The organism is Rickettsia rickettsii, from assembly GCF_001951015.1.
Taxonomy (GTDB): domain Bacteria; phylum Pseudomonadota; class Alphaproteobacteria; order Rickettsiales; family Rickettsiaceae; genus Rickettsia; species Rickettsia rickettsii.
In genome coordinates, this window is record NZ_CP018914.1 from 122,388 (window position 1) to 142,103 (window position 19,716).

Consider the following 19,716-nt stretch of genomic DNA (forward strand, 5'->3'; position numbering starts at 1 on the left):
GATGTAATAACATGTACATCCTAGCTTCAATACCATTAATTCACAAGTAAAATTATTATTTTATTTAAAAATTTGTCAAGATATGCTTTATTATAGTATGTAATATTAATTTAGTAATTAAACTATGCTCGGTAAAATAAAAGACAAAATCAAACATTATTGCTTAACTATAATAAATGTACCGAATTTTATTAAGAATAAAATTTTAGAATTTAAAAATTATATAAGTGATTGTAAATATAAACTCTCTCATTTAACCGAAACTAATTATCAACTTGGACTCGATCATTTATATAGAGGTAATTTAAATGATGCATTACTTAGGTTTAAACTAGTCGATAAATTTTTTAATCCTAATGATTCTAAAGTATATTCTCAACTCGGATGGGTTTATTTTTTAAAAAATAATTACAGGCAAGCTATAGAATATTTAGAAAAATCTAATGAAAAATATAAACCTATATTTATAAATTTTTTGAAAAATTATAAGGATATTACTGAAATACCTCAAGAAATTTGTGGAAAATATCGTGATTTAACTGCACAATATTATCCTACTATTTTTAATAACGATAAAAATATCCATCTTCCGTATAGGTTTGTTAATGAAGCACTTAAGCAGATATCTGATTTACCGGATAATTACTCTATTTTGGAACTTGGAAGTAATATAGGGCTTGTAGGTTATGAAATACAAAAACGTTTTCCGGAACGTTTTACTTTAACCGGTGTAGAAGTTTCTGCTTTAATGAATAAGTTACAAGAAACATATTACCCGAACACTAAAATTTACGATCAAATATATAATATTGCTATCGATGAATTTTTAAAACAAAACTCTAATAAATTTGATATTATTTTTAGTTTTTGCGGATTATCGTTTACTAACAATTTAATAGAATATTTTAATTTAATATACTCATCTCTTAATAAACAAGGGTATTTTGCCCTTTGTTTACCGAATGCGACGAAGACACAATTTTCAGTAAAACGCAAAGAATTTATTTTTAACTTGAATGAAATAAATAATTTTTTACAAAAAAATAATTTTACTATATTAACTTCGGAAGAAATAATACTAGCGGAAAACAATAAATATAGTATTATTGTTTGTAAGAAAACGGCATAAATCAATGAGAATATTAATTATATTATCCATTATTTTATGTTCATTATTGATAAGAGCTGATCTTGAATATGTGGATAATGAAATATATAACTATAATGGTGGAAGCAATGAAAACGGTTGCATAGAAGTTTATGATCCATATGAAAAATTCAACCGTAAAGTGTTTGTATTTAATTCTGTGTTAGATTATATAATATTGCGTCCTTTAGCGATAGGTTATAAGAACATCACGAATGATTACGTAAAAGCACGCGTTAATAGTTTCGTCAATAATGTCGATACACCGCTTACGGCGGTAAATTACGGGCTTCAGTTAAATTACGATAAAACTATGAAAAGCGTTTGGCGGTTTCTCATTAACACGACGCTTGGCATAGGCGGTTTATTTGACGTGGCAGGTAAAGTAGGTTTGCCGTCTGATCGTCAAACTTTCGGTAGTACCCTCGCACATTATGGAGTTGCCCCAGGTCCTTATTTAGTATTGCCGATAATCGGTAGTACTAACGCAAGAGATATGACGGATTCGGTAATTACTAATTATGCTCTTAATCCATTAATGTACTACACTCATAATGATTTTGACTTAGGAGTACTAGCAGTTAGTAAAATAAACGATCGATATGTTGTATTACCGTTTAGTGATTATGTGATGAAGAATTCTACCGATCCTTATGTGGCTATTAGATCAGCATTACATCGTGTTCGTGAAGCATCGGTTCAATATCCTGAAAATTTTAAATGTCCTAAACCCAAGAATTAATGAAATTAAAGAGGATTATATGCAAAAAATTATTACAGGTTTATTTTTATTAGTTATGACTTTTTACGCTTATTCTAATGAAAAAGTGCCTGCCGGTTTGAACAGTTACGTTACTAATTTAGTAAATGAAGCTTCTAGTATATTAAACGATAGTAAGTTATCTGAGCGAGTAAAAATTGCTAAAGCACGTGAGTTAATGTCTCAGAACCTAGATTTTGATTGGATGGCTAAATATACATTAGGCAGAAATGGGATAAAAACTTTATCAGGTGGGCAGGTTCAGGAATTCATCAAAGTTTACTCTAAATATGTTACTAAATCTTATACTGATTTAATAAAAGATTATAAAGGCAAACAGCCTAAAATAGTAGGAGTTCGTCCTTTAAGCTCAACCGATTTTATGGTTGCTATGAATATCATTAGTAATAAAGAGCAAGACCCTATTAAAGTAGCATATCTTGTACGTGAAATGAAAGGAAACGGAAAAGACGTTTTTAAAGTTTCTGATATAATTACGGAAGGTGTAAGTCTTATTGGAGCTCAACAAGACGAGTTTACCGATACTTTAAAAAATCAAGGCTTTAAGGCACTAATACAAAAATTAGAAAGTCGTTCTTAAGCTTATTTCACTGTCATCTTAAATCGTCATTGTGAGGAGGTATTGTTGCGTAGACACCTCGTCGGCATTGCGAGGAAATTGCGTAGCAATTGACGAAGCAATCTCAGGAGTGTGTTATTATTGCATGAGATTGCCACGCAGTCTACGACTGCTCGCAATGACGATTAGATATCCACGCAACAAAGCCCGCTCGCTAATAGCGTTAAACAACATAAATCACTCACATACAAATCTTAGCAGGCAGTAGTAATAAGTTACTTGCAACGCGTTTAGCTAAGCTATAGCATTAAATATTAAATATATTGAGCCGAAAATTACCTATTTCAATGATTCCGAAATAAAAGTAGAAATTCAAAAATCGTTTCATAATGAAGATATAATCATAGTACAATCCACATCAAAACCCGTTAATGATCGCTTAATTGAGTTGTTTTTGCTAGTAGATGCAGCAAAAAAAGCGGGTGCACAAATCGAATAATTTTAGTAATGCCTTATTTTGGTTATGCAAGGCAAGATAATATAAATTCTCAAAATATAATTCCTGCTAAGTTAATAGCAGATTTCTTAGAGAAGCTCGGAGTAAACCATGTAATTACTATTGATTTACACTCCGATAAAATGGAGAAATTTTTTAATATTCCTGTTTCTAATCTTGAACCTATAAATTTATATATCCCGTTTTTAAGCACTTATAGCAATTTCGTCATAGTTACACCTGATAAAGGAAGTATCAATCGAGTTCAAAAAATTAGTAATTTACTAAATATAGATTCAGCTTATATAAACAAAGAAAGGGATATAAATAATAATTACGAGATTGATATCAATAACAAGTAGTGTAGAGGGCAAAAATTGCATATTAATTGATGATATTATAGATAGTGGAGAAACAATCGTAAAAGCAGCGAGATTTTTAAAAGAACATTCGGCTTTATCGGTTAGTGTTTTTATAATTCATGCAGTGCTTTCTGCCGGCCGGTTCTAAAAATTCGATAATAGACCTCTTGGAGAACGAAGCTAATAAAGAGGAATTTGTAGGAAACACGGAACGCAGCACCGCAGCGTACACTTTAGTACGTGAGGATGCGAATACTGGATTGACGTACAAATTACCTTTAGAAGCAAGTTATGCAAGAGGTCTATTAGACAATATTTTTATCACGGATACTAGAAACAAGTGACTTATCTACAAAATTTCATATAATACCCGTATTGTCTATCATCGTAAAAAGTTAATAAATATACTATGAGCTTGTGTACTGTAGAAATAAATCTATCTACAATAAAAAATAATTACCTTTTATTACAAGATGTTTGCAAAACCTCATTAGTCGGTGCTGCCGTTAAAGCTAACGGTTACGGTCTTGGAGCAATACAAATTTCTAAAGCTTTAATAGAAGAAAATTGTAGGCATTTTTTTGTGGCCTCAAGTGAAGAAGGAGTGAATTTACGCAACGCTTTAGGATTAGATATTAATATTTTAGTTCTTAACGGCGTTTTTGAACATGATGCTTTAGAGCTGATAGAATATAATTTAACACCTGTCCTAAATAACTTAAAACAAATAGAAATTTGGCAAAAATTTAGTAATTTGAAAAACCGATTATTGCCTTGTTATTTACATTTCAATACGGGGATTAATCGTCTTGGCTTAAGCTCTGATGAGATAGAGCAGCTCATTAATGATCGTGATTTGTTAAAAGGGCTAGATTTACAATATATTATAAGCCATCTAGCTATATCCGAGGAAATAGATAATCCTTATAATCTAGAACAATTAAACAGATTTAAAGCTTATTTACAATATTTCCCAAACGTCAAAGCAAGCCTTGCTAATTCCGGCGGCATATTTTTAGGACAGGATTACCATTTTGATTTAGCAAGACCAGGGGCAGCCTTATATGGTCTTAATCCCTTAACAAAGAATCCCGTAACCTTAAAAGCTCCTATAATTCACTTACAGAATTTGACACTAGATAGCCATATCGGTTATAATATGACTTTTACAACTAAGCGTGATAGTGTCATTGCAACGTTACCGCTTGGTTATGCTGATGGGTTTAGTCGTAATTTTAGCAATCAAGGCGAAGTATTTATTAACAGTCGCAGCGTTCCTATAGTAGGGCGAGTATCGATGGATTTAATAAATATCGATGTTACCGATCTACCACCATCCGAGATTTTTCTAGGGCAGGAAGCGGAAATTATCGGAAATTATTGCACGCCCAATAAAATAGCGAGTATTATAGGTACTATCGGGTATGAGGTATTAACTAACCTTGGTAGTAGATATAAAAGAAAGTATATCGGGTAGATATCTGTGTCATACCATGGCTTGACCACGGTATCCAGAAAAAAATTAAAAAAGACTGGATACCGCGATCAAGTCGTGGGATGACATTAGAGGTTACTGGATTCCTGCTTGCGCAGAAATGACATAGCGTACTTAAATTAAATAGAAAAAATACAAATGTTATTCAATATAGCTAATTCGGTCGGTAAACGTACTGTAAAGTTTGCACAAAGTGTAGGTAGTTTTTCTCTATTTAGCTTTGCTGCCGTTAGCAGTATCATAAGACCGCCTTTATATTTGAGTTTAATCATCAGACAATTATTATTTATCGGGTTTCACTCGCTTCCGGTTGTTGCAATGACGACTTTTTTCTCAGGGGCAGTACTTGCATTACAGAGCTATATCGGTTTTTCCCGTTTCTCAGCTGAAAGCTCTATTGCAACGGTAGTAGTATTGTCGCTGACTAGAGAGCTTGGACCTGTCTTAGCTGGACTAATGGTAGCGGGAAGAGTTGGGGCATCAATCGCCGCCGAAATAGCCACAATGAGAGTAACGGAGCAGGTAGATGCTTTATATACTTTATCTACCGATCCTATTAAATATTTAGTTTTTCCAAGAGTAATAACAGCTATTATTACAATGCCTTGTCTTGTTTTAATCGGGGATATAATTGGTGTTATGGGCGGTTATTTGGTAGGGGTATATAAACTTGATTTTAATAGTGCAGCTTATTTAACCAGTACTTTTCAGTATTTAGAACCGATTGACGTAATTTCCGGTCTTGTTAAAGCGGGAGTTTTTGGGTTTATTATTTCTATAATAAGTTGCTATAGCGGCTATTATTCAGGTAAAGGGGCTAAGGGAGTTGGAAGAGCAACTACCTCGGCAGTAGTGAATTCTTCTATCCTTATCTTAATCAGTAATTATTTAATAACCGAATTATTTTTTAAAGTATAGTATACTCGTTTAATTTGAAAAATTGGTTTTGTTGTTTTATATTTTTTGATCCTCACGTACGTTTATGTACGCTGCGGTCAAAAAATATAAAACGCCTAGCTCTTGTCCAAATTAAACGAGTATACAGTTTTTTTGTTTATTTGGAGTATGCATGAGTGTAGAAGAATTTAAAATTAAAATTCGGTCATTATATAAATCATTTGCTAATCATAAGGTGTTAGACGGAATAGATTTGGATGTAAAAAAGGGCAGTTCATTAGTGATTTTAGGTGGTTCCGGTAGTGGCAAATCAGTTCTAATTAAAAATATAGTAGGATTGATTAAACCTGATAAAGGTAAAATTTTTATTGATAATGTAGAAATCCAAGATATCTCAAGTAAACAAAAATTTGAGATGATGGATGGTATAGGTTTTTTATTCCAAGGCGGAGCATTATTTGACTCCTTAAATATACGTGATAATATTACTTTCGAGACTAAAAATTTATCTAAGAAAGAAAAAAACGACCTTGCCGGTGCAAAGCTTAATGCCGTTGGTTTATCTCCTAGAATACTCGAGCTTTACCCTGCAGAATTATCGGGAGGAATGCAAAAAAGAGTAGCCCTTGCTAGGGCTATTTGTAGTACACCGTCGATTTTATTTCTTGATGAACCGACCACAGGGCTTGATCCTATCATGGCAAATGTTATCAATGAATTAATTATAAAAATCCAAGAAGAGTTAGAGGCAACTACGATTACTATAACTCATGATATGATTAGTGCCGCAAAAATAGCTAAAGAAGTAGCGATGATTTATCAAGGAAAAATTAAATGGTACGGTAGTAAAGATGACATGCGTAATAGTGATAATCCTTATTTAAAACAATTTATAAATGGATTAACTACTGGGCCTATAGAGGTATAAAATGTTTAAGAACTTATTATGTATAATAATATTTCTAGGTATAAATCTAAATGTTTATGCTATAAATTCTAGCTCTTATACGACAGATGATATAATAAAAATAGTAATTATTCTTGGAATAGTTATTTTAATTTTTAGCCCTGCAAAATTCCGTATAATCGTTATCGGTACTATGTTAGGCTTGTCTTGTGCCTATTTCACGTATAAATACATCGTACCTATCTTTATTTCTTTACTAAATGGACCATAAAGATAAATATTGCTATTAGTGACGCCCCACATCTCAGCTATTTTCTCTTCTAATAGTATCAATTTAATATTCTACAATTAATCTAAAGCTCTAACTCCCCCGTGATAGCCATCTAATTCAAAAGAATTGGGATGTACATGCATCTAAACCTATTATATTAATCATATTAGTATTATTATCAATACCATTTAAAGTAGTACGAATATCTTCCAAGTATTTAGATTATTCAGGCGAATCATTACCTCCAATTATTCGTACTTTTATTAAAGCTTGTTCTATCAATTCATTCTGATTAAAGTCAGTAATTAATTGCTCTAACTGTTGTGAATTAATATTTCTAGCTAATGCTATTTTATTTAATTTTACGGAAAAGAAACTACAGACAATCTCTTCATTTAAATCTTTAGTATAAATTACTAAGTCATCATTTATATCAAAATTTTATATTCTTGTGAGTTAATTTCAATTTGCATAGTTTATTTACTTTGTTGATTATTTTTGTGTAAAGCAATATTTTTATTGGGAAGAGTATAGCTAGGTGCAGCTATTTTTGTCTTAGTACTTATATTTTTTTAATATCTTATCACTTGTTAAGTTTAATTTTGGTTCATTTTTTGTTTTATTACTACTAAAAATATTTATGAACAAATCTTTTATTTTTTGTATCCAGGCTTTTTTAATATTACTATCTTGTTGGTAGGTAGAATGAGTAAGTGCTAATGTTTTATTAATTTCTGAACGTACACTTTCCAACGGATTTAAATTGTTAGATAATAAATAATCAGTTTTAGCTATTAAATTATTTACAATTTTTGTTTGTTCTTGATCCTTTAGATTCAATTCGTGAACTCGAGTACTAATATTTTTAGTTACTACATTTTTTACTAATTTTGGATTAGTTTTTTGAATTTCCTCTGCTACTTTAGTAAGTGGTCTTGATATTTGATTAGATTGCCATGTGTCCATAGAATTAGGATTTTGATTAGATCCTAATAAATATTGCTGAATAATATGTTTTTGTTGGATTTCATTTAAAGAGCGATTAGGTATATTTTTATGTTTAGTGAAATCAAAAGCTTTATAAAGTACAGGAGTATTACTTCCTATACTGAAATGTACTTTTCTAGCAGCGGTTGTTTTATCCTCTCTATCCGGAACAGTTACCTGTTATTGGATCAAATATAATTCCTAATGGGGCTCCCTTGTCTTCTATATCTGCAGATTTTATATTTACGTTAAAGTGGTTAGTTAATTCTTGTGTTACTTTACGAATATTACCATCTGATACCGAAATTGATACTGCAGATCTATTACGCCCTCCTACTAAATAAGCTTTTAATTGAGTATTAGGAGGAAAGTTGCTTATTACATCATGTGTTAAAGCACCAGCATCAGTAAACCTGTCAACATGGGCTAATGCAGTTTTTTAGTTAATGGATCATGTAAAATTACAGCAACGCATTGTTGAATGTGATCAGTGCCTATCTTTTCTTTATCAGAAAAACCAACTTTATGCTGTTCCACACGAACAGCTTCATAATCAACTATACCTTGCTGTAATGAGTAAGCATATGCATACTGCGCTATTGAATTTTCTTTACGGTTTTGAGTTTTATAAGCAGCTCCTAAAGCTAATCTTGCCATTAATTCTTTAGCGTGGCTAATGTTCCTTATGGTTGATATGCAGTGACTAATGCTTTGTATGAATTTTCGACATTATAATATTGCTTTGCTTCAAAAGAATTCTCTATGCTATCTTGAAATTGTTGAATGGCATTATCAAACAGTCCTAGCTGTTGATAGCTACGTCCTATCATAGTATTAATATAGGAAAGTAGGAAAGAAAATTACTGTCAGTTTGACCTATAGCAATTTGTTCAGCTTGTTGTAGTTGTTTAAGAGCAACAAGATGATTATCTTTGCTATATAATTTTAATCCTTCATTATACAAAAAGCTGCTTGATTATGATCAATTTGCTCCTTTGTACTTAATGGTTTTGGAGTAAGATTACTATAATATATTCAGGAAAACTTGAAGGCAACTCGCCTAATTTTTTAATTAGTCCGGTGATATTACCTTGAACTGGCTTCCCATTAATAAGCATAGATTTATAATAGTTGAATTAATTTATATTTTTATATAAAACTCTGTTATTTAATAAAAATCAAGCATTAGCTAATACTTAGCTACAAAATAATTATCTCTTGACACTAGGGGAGTATTGCGTTATATTCTTTATCTATTGTATATACTGGATGAACTTCAAAATTGGCTACGTCGTTCTACAAGATCTGCGGTGCTCACGTATTAAGTATACGCTCCGCTCCTCGGCGTGTGAACTCTTAGCTCTTTTTGAAGTTGATCTTTGTATATGACTCTTCATTTACTTGAAGTATATTTTATAAGTTTTAAGGTATTTAGCTTATGTCTCGTAAGTGCGAACTCACAGGTGTGGGTGTTTTATACGGCAACAATGTATCACATTCTCAGCGTAAAACTAGAAGACGTTTTGAACCTAACCTAAGATCGGTTAAGTTTACAAGTGATATAACAGCCGGGGAATATAGATTATCGGTTAATGCTAGATGTATTAGTTCAGTGGAAAAAGCTGGGGGTTTTGATGCATATATTCTAAAAGCCGATGATAATGTTTTATCAGGTAACGCTAGAGCTATTAAGAAAAAAATAATTCAGACTAAAACAGCAAAATCATTATGAAAAGTGGTATACATCCAGAATATAAAAAGTTTTTGATTAAAGTAGGAAGCGATGTTTTTGAAACAATGTCTACTCATCCTACAGGTGAAATTTTAATGGATGTTGATTTTAGAAAGCATCCGGCATGGAATAAAGATTCTGGAAATGTAGTAAATCAATCGAACAAAAGTGTTAGTGATTTCAATAAAAGATTCTCAGGTCTTTCTTTCGGTAGTAAGAAAGAAGCTAGTTAGGCTTTGTTTGTGGATAACAAATCGTCATTGTAAGGAAATTGCATAGCAATTGACGAAGCAATCCAGTAAACAATTTTGATTTATAGAATTTTTTTATTATTTTTTCTGGCTTGCCGTGCAGTCTACGACTACTTGGTATTTACACAAGAATGACACTAACAACAAAATATAACACAGATAAATCGTCAATTCTCAATTATTGCGGGGTGGAGCAGCTCGGTAGCTCGTCAGGCTCATAACCTGAAGGTCGTTGGTTCAAATCCAGCCCCCGCTACCATGTTTTTTAATGTCATGCTAGCTCACTTATAGCGTTATTGCAGTCTGCTGATGCCATTCCTATACGAAAGCAAATTATGACTACTCAGAAAATAGTGCCTACAAAATCAACTGATGGCAGTAAGCTTTTTCGTCATCAAGCTAAATTTGTAGCCGGTGCTATGAATATAAATCAAATCCCAAATTTTTCATTACCAGAAATTGCTTTTGTCGGTAAGTCAAATGTCGGCAAATCAAGCCTAATAAACACGATATGTAATAATAAAAATCTTGCTAAAGTTTCTAATACTGCAGGGCGTACTAGGCAAATCAATTTCTTTAACCTTGCAGATAAACTTATTATAGTTGACCTTCCCGGTTATGGTTTTGCTAATGTTCCTATATCAGTCAAAGAGCAGTGGGGAGTGTTAATTAGTTATTATTTACGAAATAGTTATAATTTAAGGTTAGTTAACTTATTGATTGATTCAAGAAGGGGTATAAAAGAAAATGATAAGAAAGTAGCTGATCTATTACTTGCAAATAAAAGAGAATTTCAAATTATTTTCACAAAATCCGATAAAGTTACGGATCATAAAAACCTTCACGATGAAGCACAGAATTTTCTTGCAACTTTAAACTACTCATGTAATGTTATGTATGTAAGCAATAGGAGTAAAGAAGGTGCAAGAGAACTTAAAGCTAGTTTGGCAAAATGCATAAAATTTCAAAAATAAATAGGTAGATAGTATTTCTTCATTAAATAACATTGCTATAATTAAGAATATAATAAAGTGTAGTAGTGAGTTGAAGAATCAAGCAATAGTTCTAAAATTACCTGCTACTATTATTATTGACGATAAATTATTTACGGCTTTTATTGAATCTGTTAGATTGCTTGAGATGTGCGGTGCTAAAATATATATAGTACATGATCATATTGATTTACGAAGTTCGTCTTTAGTATCACAAATAGATGAAAATTTTAGTCAAAAAATTAGTAAAATAAGCGACTATAGTTCTCTAAATAATCCTATTATTATGGAAATTTTATCCAGTTACGTTAACAAGCTTATAGTAACAAAGTTAAGTAGTATAGGTTGTTATGCAGTTGGTATTTCAGGTAAGGATGCTAATTTACTGCAAGCAAAAAAATCAAAACTATCTTACCGAAAAATTGTAAATCATGATGTTATAAATATTGCTTTTTTAAGCGAGCCTATTCTGATTAATCCAGAAATTTTATTAAATTTTGCAGATAATAATATTATACCCGTGATAGCACCGTTTGCGAGCGACGATCAGGAGAAAACGCATTTATTAAATGTTAACTTAACGTTAGCAACAATTGCTTCTGCATTAAGTGCAGAACATTTAATATTGCCATATGAGATATTACAGGTATCCGAGACGTTTCCGTATAATATAAAAATACGAGATATTAACTTGTTGAAATCAATGTTAGATGATAGTAATAATTTCATCGAAGAAGCATTAATTAAGATAGCAGTTAATGCCCTTGAAAATAATAATGGTTACGTACATTTTGTGAATAGTGAAGCACCGAATTCAATATTGTCAACTATGTTTGATATTAATATAAATTAATAGAGGTTTTTTATGGCAGGAGCATTAGCATCCGATCTTTTATTTGTAGGGTTAACTAGACCGCCGATGATATTTGGAGTAAGTATTAAGTTTGCTGCATTAAATATGATAATGACGATGATAGTATTTATTTGGAATAACGGCATTATGATTTTATTCATTGCAGCTGCTTTGCATTTGGTAGCTTATATTATATGTTTTAAAGAACCGAGATTCATAGAGCTATATTTAAATAAAATGTCAAGAACTAGCCAATGTCCTAATAAATTTTACTACGGAGCAAATTCGTATAATATTTGAGTTTTATGTCATTCCCGCGTAGGCGGGAATCCAGTAACATTTAATATCATACCGCGCCTTGATCGCGCTATCTTAGGGCACAGTCTGTGATACAAGATCCCGTGGTCGTAGCCACGGGATGACAACAAAAAATCTGGATTCCTGCCTACGCGGGAATGACATAAAAAGAGGTATAACTGACACAATAAATCAAAATAGTTAAATCAGGTGAGGTAATGAAATTATTTAGAACTAGAGCCGCTAAAGAATTAAGGTCTAAACAAGAAAGACCCACTTCGCATTTTATTCCTTATAAATGTCATTGGGATAGTAATACTATTTTAACAAAAGATAATTCTTTATTACAAGTTATTAAAATAAATGGATTTTCTTTTGAAACTGCTGATGATGAAGATCTAGAAATTAAAAAGAATATCAGAAATGCCTTACTTAAAAATATGGCTTCGGGAAATATCGTTATGTATTTCCATACTATTAGAAGACGTAAAGCAGTAATATTTGACGATACGGAATTTACTTATGATCCTACCGTAAAAGTCCCTAATGATTTTATTACTTATTTAGGTGCAGAATGGCGTAAGAAACATGCTGGGGCTAGGTCGTTTTTTAATGAATTATATGTTAGTATTTTATATAAGCCTGATACTGGCGGTGTTGCTATAGTTGAGTATTTTCTAAAGAAGCTTAGACAGAAATCTAATAAAACCGCTTGGGAAAACGACATGAAAGAGATGAAAGAAAATCTTCAAGAAATGTCAACTAGAGTGATTAATACATTCAGAAGTTACGGAGCAAGATTACTTGGAGTTTGTCAAACGCAGTCAGGTAGTTATTGTGAAATTTTAGAATTCCTTTCATCTTTAATCAATTGCGGCGATTCACCGGGTCCTATAGCATTACCGCGTGGTACTATTGACGAATATTTACCGACTCATCGCTTATTTTTTGATTCTCGTACTATTGAAGCAAGAAGTCCGCTTGGCAAGAAATATGCTGGAATGATCAGTATACTTGAATACGGTCCTAATACTTCGGCAGGAATTTTTGACGGATTCCTGCAAATGCCTTTTGAATTTGTTATGACTCAAAGCTTTGTCTTTGTTAATAGAACAGTAGCGATCGGTAAAATGCAATTACAGCAAAATAGAATGATACAAGCCGGTGATAAAGCTACTTCACAAATTGCTGAAATTAATACGGCCCTTGATATGGCCACTAGCGGTGATATCGCTTTCGGTGAGCATCATTTATCGCTTTTATGTTCCGCAAATAATATTAAAGCTTTGGAAGATATATTGTCAATGGCAGCAGTTGAGCTTTCTAATTCAGGAATTCAGCCGGTTAGAGAAAAAGTTAACATGGAACCTAGCTATTGGGGACAGTTGCCGGGAAATATGGATTATATAGTGCGTAAATCCACTATAAATACTCTTAATATGGCTAGCTTTGCCTCACAACATAATTATCCGCTCGGTAAAATTAGAGATAACCATTGGGGAGAATATGTCACAGTACTTGATACTACTTCAGGTACACCGTTTTATTTTAATTTCCATGTAAGGGATGTTGGACATACTCTCATTATCGGTCCAACCGGTGCCGGTAAAACAGTTCTTATGAATTTCTTATGTGCTGAAGCACAAAAATTCAAACCTCGTATGTTCTTTTTTGATAAAGATCGAGGAGCAGAAATATTTATACGTGCTTTAAAGGGAGTTTATACAGTAATTGATCCGGGTTTAAAATGCAACTTTAACCCTTTACAGCTTGAAGATACTAGTGAGAATAGAACGTTTATTTTAGAGTGGCTTCGTGTGCTTGTAACTTCTAACGGTGAAAGTTTAACTGCACAAGATAATAAAATCTTATCTCAAGCGGTAAGCGGTAATTTTAGATTAGCAAAACAAGATAGAAGGCTTAGTAATGTTATAGCATTTCTTGGTATTGATACACCAAATAGTTTGGCAAGTAGGATTGCAATGTGGGTTGGTAAAGGTTCACACGCTAAGATATTTGACAATGAAATAGATGATATTGATTTACAAAAAGCAAGAGTATTCGGTTTTGATATGACTGAATTACTTAAAGATCCTGTAAGCCTTGCACCGGTATTACTATATATTTTCCATCGTATTAATATCTCTTTAGATGGGCAGAAAACTATGATAGTACTTGATGAAGCATGGGCTTTAATCGATAATCCGGTATTTGCACCTAAGATCAAAGATTGGTTAAAAGTGTTGAGAAAATTAAATACTTTTGTTATATTTGCTACGCAGAGTGTCGAAGATGCTGCAAAAAGTAGAATTAGTGATACGTTGATTCAACAAACAGCTACACAGATTTTTTTACCTAATTTGAAAGCTACGGATATTTATCGTAGTGCATTTATGTTAAGTCAGCGAGAATATATTTTAATTAAAACTACCGACCCTACTACACGTTATTTTTTAATAAAACAAGGAGTAGATGCTGTAGTGGCAAAAGTTAGCTTAGATGGTATGGATAACATAATCAGTGTTTTATCCGGTAGAATTGAGACTGTAATATTGCTCGATCAAATTAGAGAGAAACACGGCAATGATCCGGATAAATGGTTACCTATATTTTATGCAGCAGTTAAAACATTATAAATGCCTGTCTTTCATCCCACGGCTTGACCGCGGGATCTTGTCTCACAGACTGTATTCTGAGATCCCGTGGACAAGCCACGGGATGACATTTTTAAAATGCGAGGCAAGTAACTAGTTATGAAATTATTTCCTCGTAGTATACTTATAACATTAGTATTAAGCTTTGCCCTAAATTTAGGGATAGTTACTAAAACTCATGCTAAAGATACTCTTGATAGCATTGTAGATATTTTGAGTGGCTTAACTTGCGAAACCCAAGGCGTAGGCGATTTGCTGCGTACTGAATTTTCTCATACATGTATTGTTGCTCCGTTCTTTACTTTTGCGGTAATGAATCTTGTCTCTCCCGTTTTATACATGAATACGTTTTTAAAGCTTAAAATAAACGACAGTGATTTATTTAACGATAGTAACTTTGGGAATTTTCCCGGAGGTCAATGTACTCGTGAAAACAGAATTGATCCTAAAAATCCAGAATTACGCTTTGCTTTATGTAATAATGCTAAATTAATTGTATCTCGGGCAAAATCTGTTGCAGAATCGGCACTTGCTATTGCTAAAGCCGTCTTAACAGGGAGTGACCCTTGGGATGATATAAAGACAGCGTGGGCAAATAAAAAAAAGGAATATCATGTTCCATATAGTGGTAAGCCCGGTGATGACGGTTTTGCATTTGATTTAGGCTTTCCTGTAATATATTGGAAAGTTATTCAAGATAAAGATAGAATATGCGTATCGACAAAAGGATTTACAGGAGATGTTCCCGTTGGCTGTAAATATATGAAAGAGCCGTTTCCAAAATCCATGTATAATAGCTTTATGGATGTAGCAGATAAGGATTTTATTGAGGATCCAAATAAAACTCCTACCGATCCTTTAGCTTTAGTTTCCTGTAGTGCAGCGGGTGATGGATGTTATCAAAAAGCTTATAATGCTTCAAAAACTGCAGTAGTAATGACTTCTCCTCTTATAGAATGTATGAGGCAAATGATTGCTAGATTACTAATTAGTAAAGATGTTTGTAGTTTTGATAATGTAAGCCAAGTGGTTAATTTGGTTTCAAGGCAAGATAGTGCATTCTTTCAGTTTCAAGTAGGAATGTATAAAATAGTTACGGCTTTTCTCACTTTATATGTTATGTTTTTTGGCTTTAAACTATTACTTGCAGGTGAAGTGCCGCCAAAAAGTGAGTATATAAATTTTATATTGAAAATGATATTCGTAACTTATTTTTCAATAGGAATTAATATAACCCCTGGTAATGGTTCTCCGTATGACCGGTTAGACGGCATGATTCAGTGGGCGTTTCCTTTCTTACTTGACGGTATAAACGGTTTAGCAAGTTGGGTTATGAATGCTGCTCCGTCCGGTTTATGTAAATTTAACAATCTTTCTTATGACGGTACCGTTTCTTATATTGCATTATGGGATGCATTAGATTGTAGGGTAGCTCATTATTTAGGGCTTGATATATTATCTACGTTACTTGTCGAAAATGCTTATCGCAGTCATGATTTTTTAAATTTTGATTTCTTTAGTTTTAGTGCTCCACCATATATTTATTTGCTAATTCCGGCGATAATCTCCGGTAATATGATGTTGGTGTCACTCGCTCTTGCTTATCCATTACTTGTGATTTCGGTTGCTGCCTTTATGGTTAATGCAACGATTATGTGTATGATATCTATAGTAATACTCGGTATTTTGGCTCCTCTTTTTGTACCTATGTTTTTATTCGCATATACAAGAAATTATTTTGAGAGCTGGGTTAAACTAATGATCTCGTTCTTGCTACAACCTATGGTGGTAGTTACTTTTATGATCACGATGTTTTCGGTATATGATTATGGTTTCTATGGTAAATGTCAATATAAGAGCAAGTTAATTCACAATAGTATAGAAGACAAAATTCAAGGTGGCATTACTTCTAAGAGGGATGTTTTAATATTTTACATTAATAATGATTGGGATGATACGTCACAGTATCCTGATAAAGATGCCGTAGAAAGCTGTCAAAATAGTTTAGGTTATATGTTAAATAACCCTATTACCACGGTATTTAACTTTACAAAAGATAGTGTAAGTGAAATTGTCGATAGTAAACCGGGTAATACCCCTACCGATAAATTTCTTGCTAAATTCCAGTTTTTATCAGGAGTAGTTTTAGGGCCCGGAATGTTTTTCATGTCTCCAAAAGTGCTTTTTGAGAAAATTAAAAATATTTTGCTTGCGTTAGTTATGGCATGTTTTACATTGTATTTGATGTATAATTTTAGTAGTCAGCTAGCTGAATTTGCTGCAGATATGACGGAAGGAGTAGCTCTTAATAATGTTGCTATAAAACCGCAAGCAATATTTAAGGCAGCTATGGCAGTACTTGCTACTGCGGGTGCTGCAACTCAGGGGGGCGATCAGATAGCAAGTAGAGGAGGAGTTGGTGATTTAAAAGCTGGTCAAGGTGGAGGAGTAAGTGATTTAGAGGTAGGGAAAGGCGGACTACCAAATGATAATATTGCTACAAGCGGAGGTATGTCGACGCCGACAGCTTCGTCTTCTGTAGCAACTTCTAGCCCAAAAACTGTAAGTAGTGAAGCAAGATCAGATGTTGTGACTCCTCCTGCTCCTACAGAAGCTGTTTCACCACCGCCTGCTAGTATTAGAACTTCTATTTCTACACCTGCACCACGTGTTGGAAAAATCATAAGAGATAATAATCAAGAAAGTAAAAAAGAGATTGATAATACTCTGCCTTCACAAGAAAAAGTTGATGCTCCACAAGAAAAAGTTAACAGCACAAGTAAAGGTACAGGAGTAATTGATTATAGTTTTAACTTAAAGGAACATGATAATCCGACAGGCGTAAAACAGATACAGGAAAATGCAGAGATTCGAGATAAACGTGTAAAAGTAGAAAAAGCATGGAATGAACTAGTAGCAAGCGGAGGAGGAAGAGTAAGAGAACAAGAAGGAGGAGAAATATCAGAACGACGTGCAAATGCTGAAAAGGCATGGGATGAGTTAGTAAAAAGCGGCGTAGTAACAGAAAAAAAAGATAATAGTTCTAATGAAAACTCTTAAAACCTTAAAGATATTTATTATAGTTTGTATAACGTCTGTAAGCTTAGCTAGCTTTGCCGACTTTGGAGAATCATGTTCTAGTTTACCGATTACTTCAGATTGGTATTTAGAAATGAACACGGCATATGGCTATATAATTCGTAATATTGATATGAAAGATCCAAGAGGTAATTGTAACTCAGTTGCGTCTAGTATAACGTTTTGTTTTAAAAATGTAGAAGGTAGTAGTAGCCCTTGCACCATGTATACTTTAAATGAAGGTGACTCTAAAAAGATTAGTGATTTAAGCACCGATAATAATCCTGATCTTGGAGCAAATCCTGTATTAAAGAATATCGTTTTAACGGTTAAAAAATGGGATAATGATCTATGTTTAGTTATGCCTACGTCAAGGGGACCGATGCCGGTAGCATGTAAATCTTTGAGTGCTACACCGACTCCACCTCCTCCTGAGGATGAGAATTGTAATATAGGAAAAAGTTGCTATACGGGAGCAAATTATAGTCAATCGTTAATTAATTTTTCCGGTCTTGCAGTTCAGTGTTTGAGTGCAACGCTTAATAAAATATTTTTTGCTGGAAAGAGTTGTAGTGCTCAAGATCAAAATTCTAGAATAACTAATCTTGCTGCTTTTTCTACGTTTCAAGGTTATTTAAAGAGAATTATAGGTGCGGCATTAATTCTTTATACTATGTTTTTTGCTTTTAATATGGCTCTAAATACAGAATATGCAAGTACTGAAAAAATAGCTCTTTTTGTAATAAAATTCTTATTTGTTGCTTATTTTTCTATCGGTCTTGGACCTTTAGATTTTAGTGGTGGTCAGCCGACAAAAGAAAACGGTATGTTAAAATATGGATTACCTCTTTTGACAGGAGCAGCACCGGACTTTGCACAGATGATCTTTAATGCAGCAGGTTCTAGAGGATTATGTCAATTTGATAATTCAAAGTATAAGGACGGTTATAAATTTTACGGTTTATGGGACGCGATTGATTGCCGTATAGGTTATTATCTTGGCTTGGATTTACTTTATAATATAGATAAGAATGGAGTGTTAGGGAATGTGGTCGGCAATGGTCCCCGTGGTAATAATACACCTATACCTAATTTTGATCCTGAAGGCAAAAATGACAGACCGAAGGATTTAAGTAAAGCAGGAGCACTTAGATTTTTTACCGTTATGTTTGGATTCTTTATGGCCGGAAATGTTATTATATTTGCAGCAGGTTTAATATTTTCTGTAATATTTTTATCTATACTTTTATATTTTATTACGCATTATTTAGTGTGCATGATTACTATTTATGTTATGACATATATTTCTCCTATATTCATTCCTATGGCTCTATTTACTCGTACAAAAGCTTATTTTGACGGGTGGCTAAAAGTATGTATGTCATGTGCATTGCAGCCGGCAGTATTAGCAGGTTTTATAGCTTTATTAATAACTATGTATGATTCCGCAATATTTAAAAATTGTGAATTCCTTAGATATGATTATGAAAAAGGGGATATTAGATTTAGTACTTTTGAGTTAAGGCTTCCTGTTGGCGGGGCAGATCAATGTCAGGAAAGTTTTGGATATAAAATGTTAGAATATTATGCAGGTAAAGGTTGGGAAGAGCATTTATTGATACTTTTCCCAATAAAATCAATTGTTAGAGATGTTGTATCTATTTTAGCAGAACTTTTATGCGTATTAGTATTTTCGGTTATTTTTTATTACTTCTCTAAATCTATAGGGCGATTTGCTTCTGATTTAACTAATGGTCCTAATATGGATGCAGTAACGGCAAGTCCCACTAAAATTATTGGTTTAGTAAAGAAAGGAGCAGCTTTCCTTAAGGATGCTGCTATGGCTTCGCAAGGTAAGCCGCTGGTAGGAGATAAGCCGGGTGTTGGAGGTAAGCGTAAAGAGGGGCAGCAGCAAGGCAGGGATTTAGCAAGCGGTTCGGGTGGAGGTAAATGATAG

General features: G+C 33.0%; 20 protein-coding genes, 1 tRNA gene and 2 pseudogenes. 20 read left to right on the plus strand and 3 right to left on the minus strand.

Features of this window, described 5'->3' with window-relative positions:
• Window positions 1–124 precede the first annotated feature (124 nt).
• The 11 genes from BTU51_RS00720 to BTU51_RS00765 all read left to right on the plus strand — a co-directional run bounded on the left by BTU51_RS00720 (window position 125) and on the right by BTU51_RS00765 (window position 6,915).
• On the plus strand, window positions 125–1,129 hold the full coding sequence (locus BTU51_RS00720) for a methyltransferase domain-containing protein (RefSeq protein ID WP_012150345.1): 1,005 nt from the start codon (window positions 125–127) through the stop codon (window positions 1,127–1,129).
• Between the two features lie 4 nt (window positions 1,130–1,133).
• Window positions 1,134–1,889, plus strand: coding sequence for an MlaA family lipoprotein (locus BTU51_RS00725; protein ID WP_012150346.1), 756 nt, complete (start codon window positions 1,134–1,136; stop codon window positions 1,887–1,889).
• Between the two features lie 19 nt (window positions 1,890–1,908).
• Window positions 1,909–2,508, plus strand: a complete 600-nt coding sequence (locus BTU51_RS00730; protein WP_012150347.1) for an MlaC/ttg2D family ABC transporter substrate-binding protein — start codon at window positions 1,909–1,911, stop codon at window positions 2,506–2,508.
• Between the two features lie 337 nt (window positions 2,509–2,845).
• Window positions 2,846–2,986, plus strand: a complete 141-nt coding sequence (locus tag BTU51_RS07690) for a ribose-phosphate pyrophosphokinase-like domain-containing protein (protein WP_230453790.1) — start codon at window positions 2,846–2,848, stop codon at window positions 2,984–2,986.
• A gap of 8 nt (window positions 2,987–2,994) precedes the next feature.
• Window positions 2,995–3,345, plus strand: coding sequence for a ribose-phosphate pyrophosphokinase-like domain-containing protein (locus BTU51_RS07695; RefSeq protein ID WP_012150348.1), 351 nt, complete (start codon window positions 2,995–2,997; stop codon window positions 3,343–3,345).
• Entirely contained in the window at window positions 3,326–3,493 is a 168-nt protein-coding gene (locus tag BTU51_RS07700; protein ID WP_012150349.1) for a phosphoribosyltransferase family protein, read from the plus strand. Before BTU51_RS07695 ends, BTU51_RS07700 begins: the two co-directional genes overlap by 20 nt.
• The gene (locus tag BTU51_RS07705; RefSeq protein WP_012150350.1) at window positions 3,465–3,689 is read left to right on the plus strand and encodes a palindromic element RPE1 domain-containing protein; all 225 of its coding nucleotides are present in this window, start codon (window positions 3,465–3,467) and stop codon (window positions 3,687–3,689) included. The genes BTU51_RS07700 and BTU51_RS07705 overlap by 29 nt, the downstream gene beginning before the upstream one ends.
• A 65-nt stretch (window positions 3,690–3,754) precedes the next feature.
• Window positions 3,755–4,822: an alanine racemase gene (locus BTU51_RS00745; RefSeq protein WP_012150351.1), complete on the plus strand. Its 1,068-nt coding sequence runs from the start codon at window positions 3,755–3,757 to the stop codon at window positions 4,820–4,822.
• A gap of 156 nt (window positions 4,823–4,978) precedes the next feature.
• Window positions 4,979–5,758 (plus strand): MlaE family ABC transporter permease, encoded by a 780-nt coding sequence (locus BTU51_RS00755; RefSeq protein ID WP_012150352.1) that lies wholly within the window; start codon window positions 4,979–4,981, stop codon window positions 5,756–5,758.
• 151 nt (window positions 5,759–5,909) lie between these two features.
• The gene (locus BTU51_RS00760; RefSeq protein WP_012150353.1) at window positions 5,910–6,665 is read left to right on the plus strand and encodes an ABC transporter ATP-binding protein; all 756 of its coding nucleotides are present in this window, start codon (window positions 5,910–5,912) and stop codon (window positions 6,663–6,665) included.
• Window position 6,666: 1 nt separating this feature from the next.
• Window positions 6,667–6,915 (plus strand): DUF5510 family protein, encoded by a 249-nt coding sequence (locus BTU51_RS00765; protein WP_004996738.1) that lies wholly within the window; start codon window positions 6,667–6,669, stop codon window positions 6,913–6,915.
• Between the two features lie 77 nt (window positions 6,916–6,992).
• On the opposite strand, the pseudogene BTU51_RS09000 reads toward BTU51_RS00765, so the two are convergent.
• From BTU51_RS09000 to BTU51_RS00780, 3 genes and pseudogenes are all read right to left on the minus strand, one after another.
• A pseudogene (locus BTU51_RS09000) lies at window positions 6,993–7,197 on the minus strand (hypothetical protein).
• Between the two features lie 273 nt (window positions 7,198–7,470).
• Window positions 7,471–7,881 carry a hypothetical protein gene (locus tag BTU51_RS00775; protein ID WP_012150354.1) on the minus strand — a complete coding sequence of 137 codons (411 nt, stop codon included), beginning with the start codon at window positions 7,879–7,881 and terminating at the stop codon, window positions 7,471–7,473.
• Between the two features lie 181 nt (window positions 7,882–8,062).
• A pseudogene (locus BTU51_RS00780) lies at window positions 8,063–8,559 on the minus strand (hypothetical protein).
• A 781-nt stretch (window positions 8,560–9,340) separates the two neighbouring features.
• On the opposite strand from BTU51_RS00780, the gene rpmB reads away from it, so the two are divergent.
• The 9 genes from rpmB (at window position 9,341) to BTU51_RS00830 (ending at window position 19,713) form a co-directional block, all read left to right on the plus strand.
• Window positions 9,341–9,634 (plus strand): 50S ribosomal protein L28, encoded by a 294-nt coding sequence (rpmB, locus tag BTU51_RS00790; protein ID WP_012150358.1) that lies wholly within the window; start codon window positions 9,341–9,343, stop codon window positions 9,632–9,634.
• Window positions 9,631–9,867, plus strand: a complete 237-nt coding sequence (gene rpmE / locus BTU51_RS00795; RefSeq protein ID WP_004996719.1) for a 50S ribosomal protein L31 — start codon at window positions 9,631–9,633, stop codon at window positions 9,865–9,867. Before rpmB ends, rpmE begins: the two co-directional genes overlap by 4 nt.
• A 200-nt stretch (window positions 9,868–10,067) precedes the next feature.
• Window positions 10,068–10,144: transfer RNA gene (locus BTU51_RS00800), tRNA-Met, on the plus strand.
• Between the two features lie 76 nt (window positions 10,145–10,220).
• Entirely contained in the window at window positions 10,221–10,859 is a 639-nt protein-coding gene (yihA, locus tag BTU51_RS00805) for a ribosome biogenesis GTP-binding protein YihA/YsxC (RefSeq protein ID WP_012150359.1), read from the plus strand.
• Between the two features lie 70 nt (window positions 10,860–10,929).
• Window positions 10,930–11,730, plus strand: coding sequence for an amino acid kinase family protein (locus BTU51_RS00810; RefSeq protein WP_012150360.1), 801 nt, complete (start codon window positions 10,930–10,932; stop codon window positions 11,728–11,730).
• Between the two features lie 12 nt (window positions 11,731–11,742).
• Window positions 11,743–12,030, plus strand: a complete 288-nt coding sequence (locus BTU51_RS00815; RefSeq protein ID WP_010976817.1) for a type IV secretion system protein VirB3 — start codon at window positions 11,743–11,745, stop codon at window positions 12,028–12,030.
• 215 nt (window positions 12,031–12,245) lie between these two features.
• Entirely contained in the window at window positions 12,246–14,663 is a 2,418-nt protein-coding gene (locus BTU51_RS00820) for a VirB4 family type IV secretion/conjugal transfer ATPase (RefSeq protein ID WP_012150361.1), read from the plus strand.
• 117 nt (window positions 14,664–14,780) lie between these two features.
• The gene (locus tag BTU51_RS00825; protein ID WP_012262214.1) at window positions 14,781–17,741 is read left to right on the plus strand and encodes a TrbL/VirB6 family protein; all 2,961 of its coding nucleotides are present in this window, start codon (window positions 14,781–14,783) and stop codon (window positions 17,739–17,741) included.
• A complete protein-coding gene (locus BTU51_RS00830; RefSeq protein ID WP_012150363.1) occupies window positions 17,728–19,713 on the plus strand; it encodes a TrbL/VirB6 family protein in 1,986 nt (661 codons plus the stop codon). The genes BTU51_RS00825 and BTU51_RS00830 overlap by 14 nt, the downstream gene beginning before the upstream one ends.
• Window positions 19,714–19,716: the final 3 nt, after the last annotated feature.

Bases quoted from the DNA above. Each gene is read 5' to 3' on its own strand.
- BTU51_RS00720 (WP_012150345.1), top strand. From the start codon at position 125: ATGCTCGGTAAAATAAAAGACAAAATCAAACATTATTGCTTAACTATA.
- BTU51_RS00725 (WP_012150346.1), top strand. From the start codon at position 1,134: ATGAGAATATTAATTATATTATCCATTATTTTATGTTCATTATTGATA.
- BTU51_RS00730 (WP_012150347.1), top strand. From the start codon at position 1,909: ATGCAAAAAATTATTACAGGTTTATTTTTATTAGTTATGACTTTTTAC.
- BTU51_RS07695 (WP_012150348.1), top strand. From the start codon at position 2,995: ATGCCTTATTTTGGTTATGCAAGGCAAGATAATATAAATTCTCAAAAT.
- BTU51_RS07705 (WP_012150350.1), top strand. From the start codon at position 3,465: ATGCAGTGCTTTCTGCCGGCCGGTTCTAAAAATTCGATAATAGACCTC.
- BTU51_RS00745 (WP_012150351.1), top strand. From the start codon at position 3,755: ATGAGCTTGTGTACTGTAGAAATAAATCTATCTACAATAAAAAATAAT.
- BTU51_RS00755 (WP_012150352.1), top strand. From the start codon at position 4,979: ATGTTATTCAATATAGCTAATTCGGTCGGTAAACGTACTGTAAAGTTT.
- BTU51_RS00760 (WP_012150353.1), top strand. From the start codon at position 5,910: ATGAGTGTAGAAGAATTTAAAATTAAAATTCGGTCATTATATAAATCA.
- BTU51_RS00765 (WP_004996738.1), top strand. From the start codon at position 6,667: ATGTTTAAGAACTTATTATGTATAATAATATTTCTAGGTATAAATCTA.
- BTU51_RS00775 (WP_012150354.1), bottom strand. From the start codon at position 7,881: ATGGACACATGGCAATCTAATCAAATATCAAGACCACTTACTAAAGTA.
- rpmB (WP_012150358.1), top strand. From the start codon at position 9,341: ATGTCTCGTAAGTGCGAACTCACAGGTGTGGGTGTTTTATACGGCAAC.
- rpmE (WP_004996719.1), top strand. From the start codon at position 9,631: ATGAAAAGTGGTATACATCCAGAATATAAAAAGTTTTTGATTAAAGTA.
- yihA (WP_012150359.1), top strand. From the start codon at position 10,221: ATGACTACTCAGAAAATAGTGCCTACAAAATCAACTGATGGCAGTAAG.
- BTU51_RS00815 (WP_010976817.1), top strand. From the start codon at position 11,743: ATGGCAGGAGCATTAGCATCCGATCTTTTATTTGTAGGGTTAACTAGA.
- BTU51_RS00820 (WP_012150361.1), top strand. From the start codon at position 12,246: ATGAAATTATTTAGAACTAGAGCCGCTAAAGAATTAAGGTCTAAACAA.
- BTU51_RS00825 (WP_012262214.1), top strand. From the start codon at position 14,781: ATGAAATTATTTCCTCGTAGTATACTTATAACATTAGTATTAAGCTTT.
- BTU51_RS00830 (WP_012150363.1), top strand. From the start codon at position 17,728: ATGAAAACTCTTAAAACCTTAAAGATATTTATTATAGTTTGTATAACG.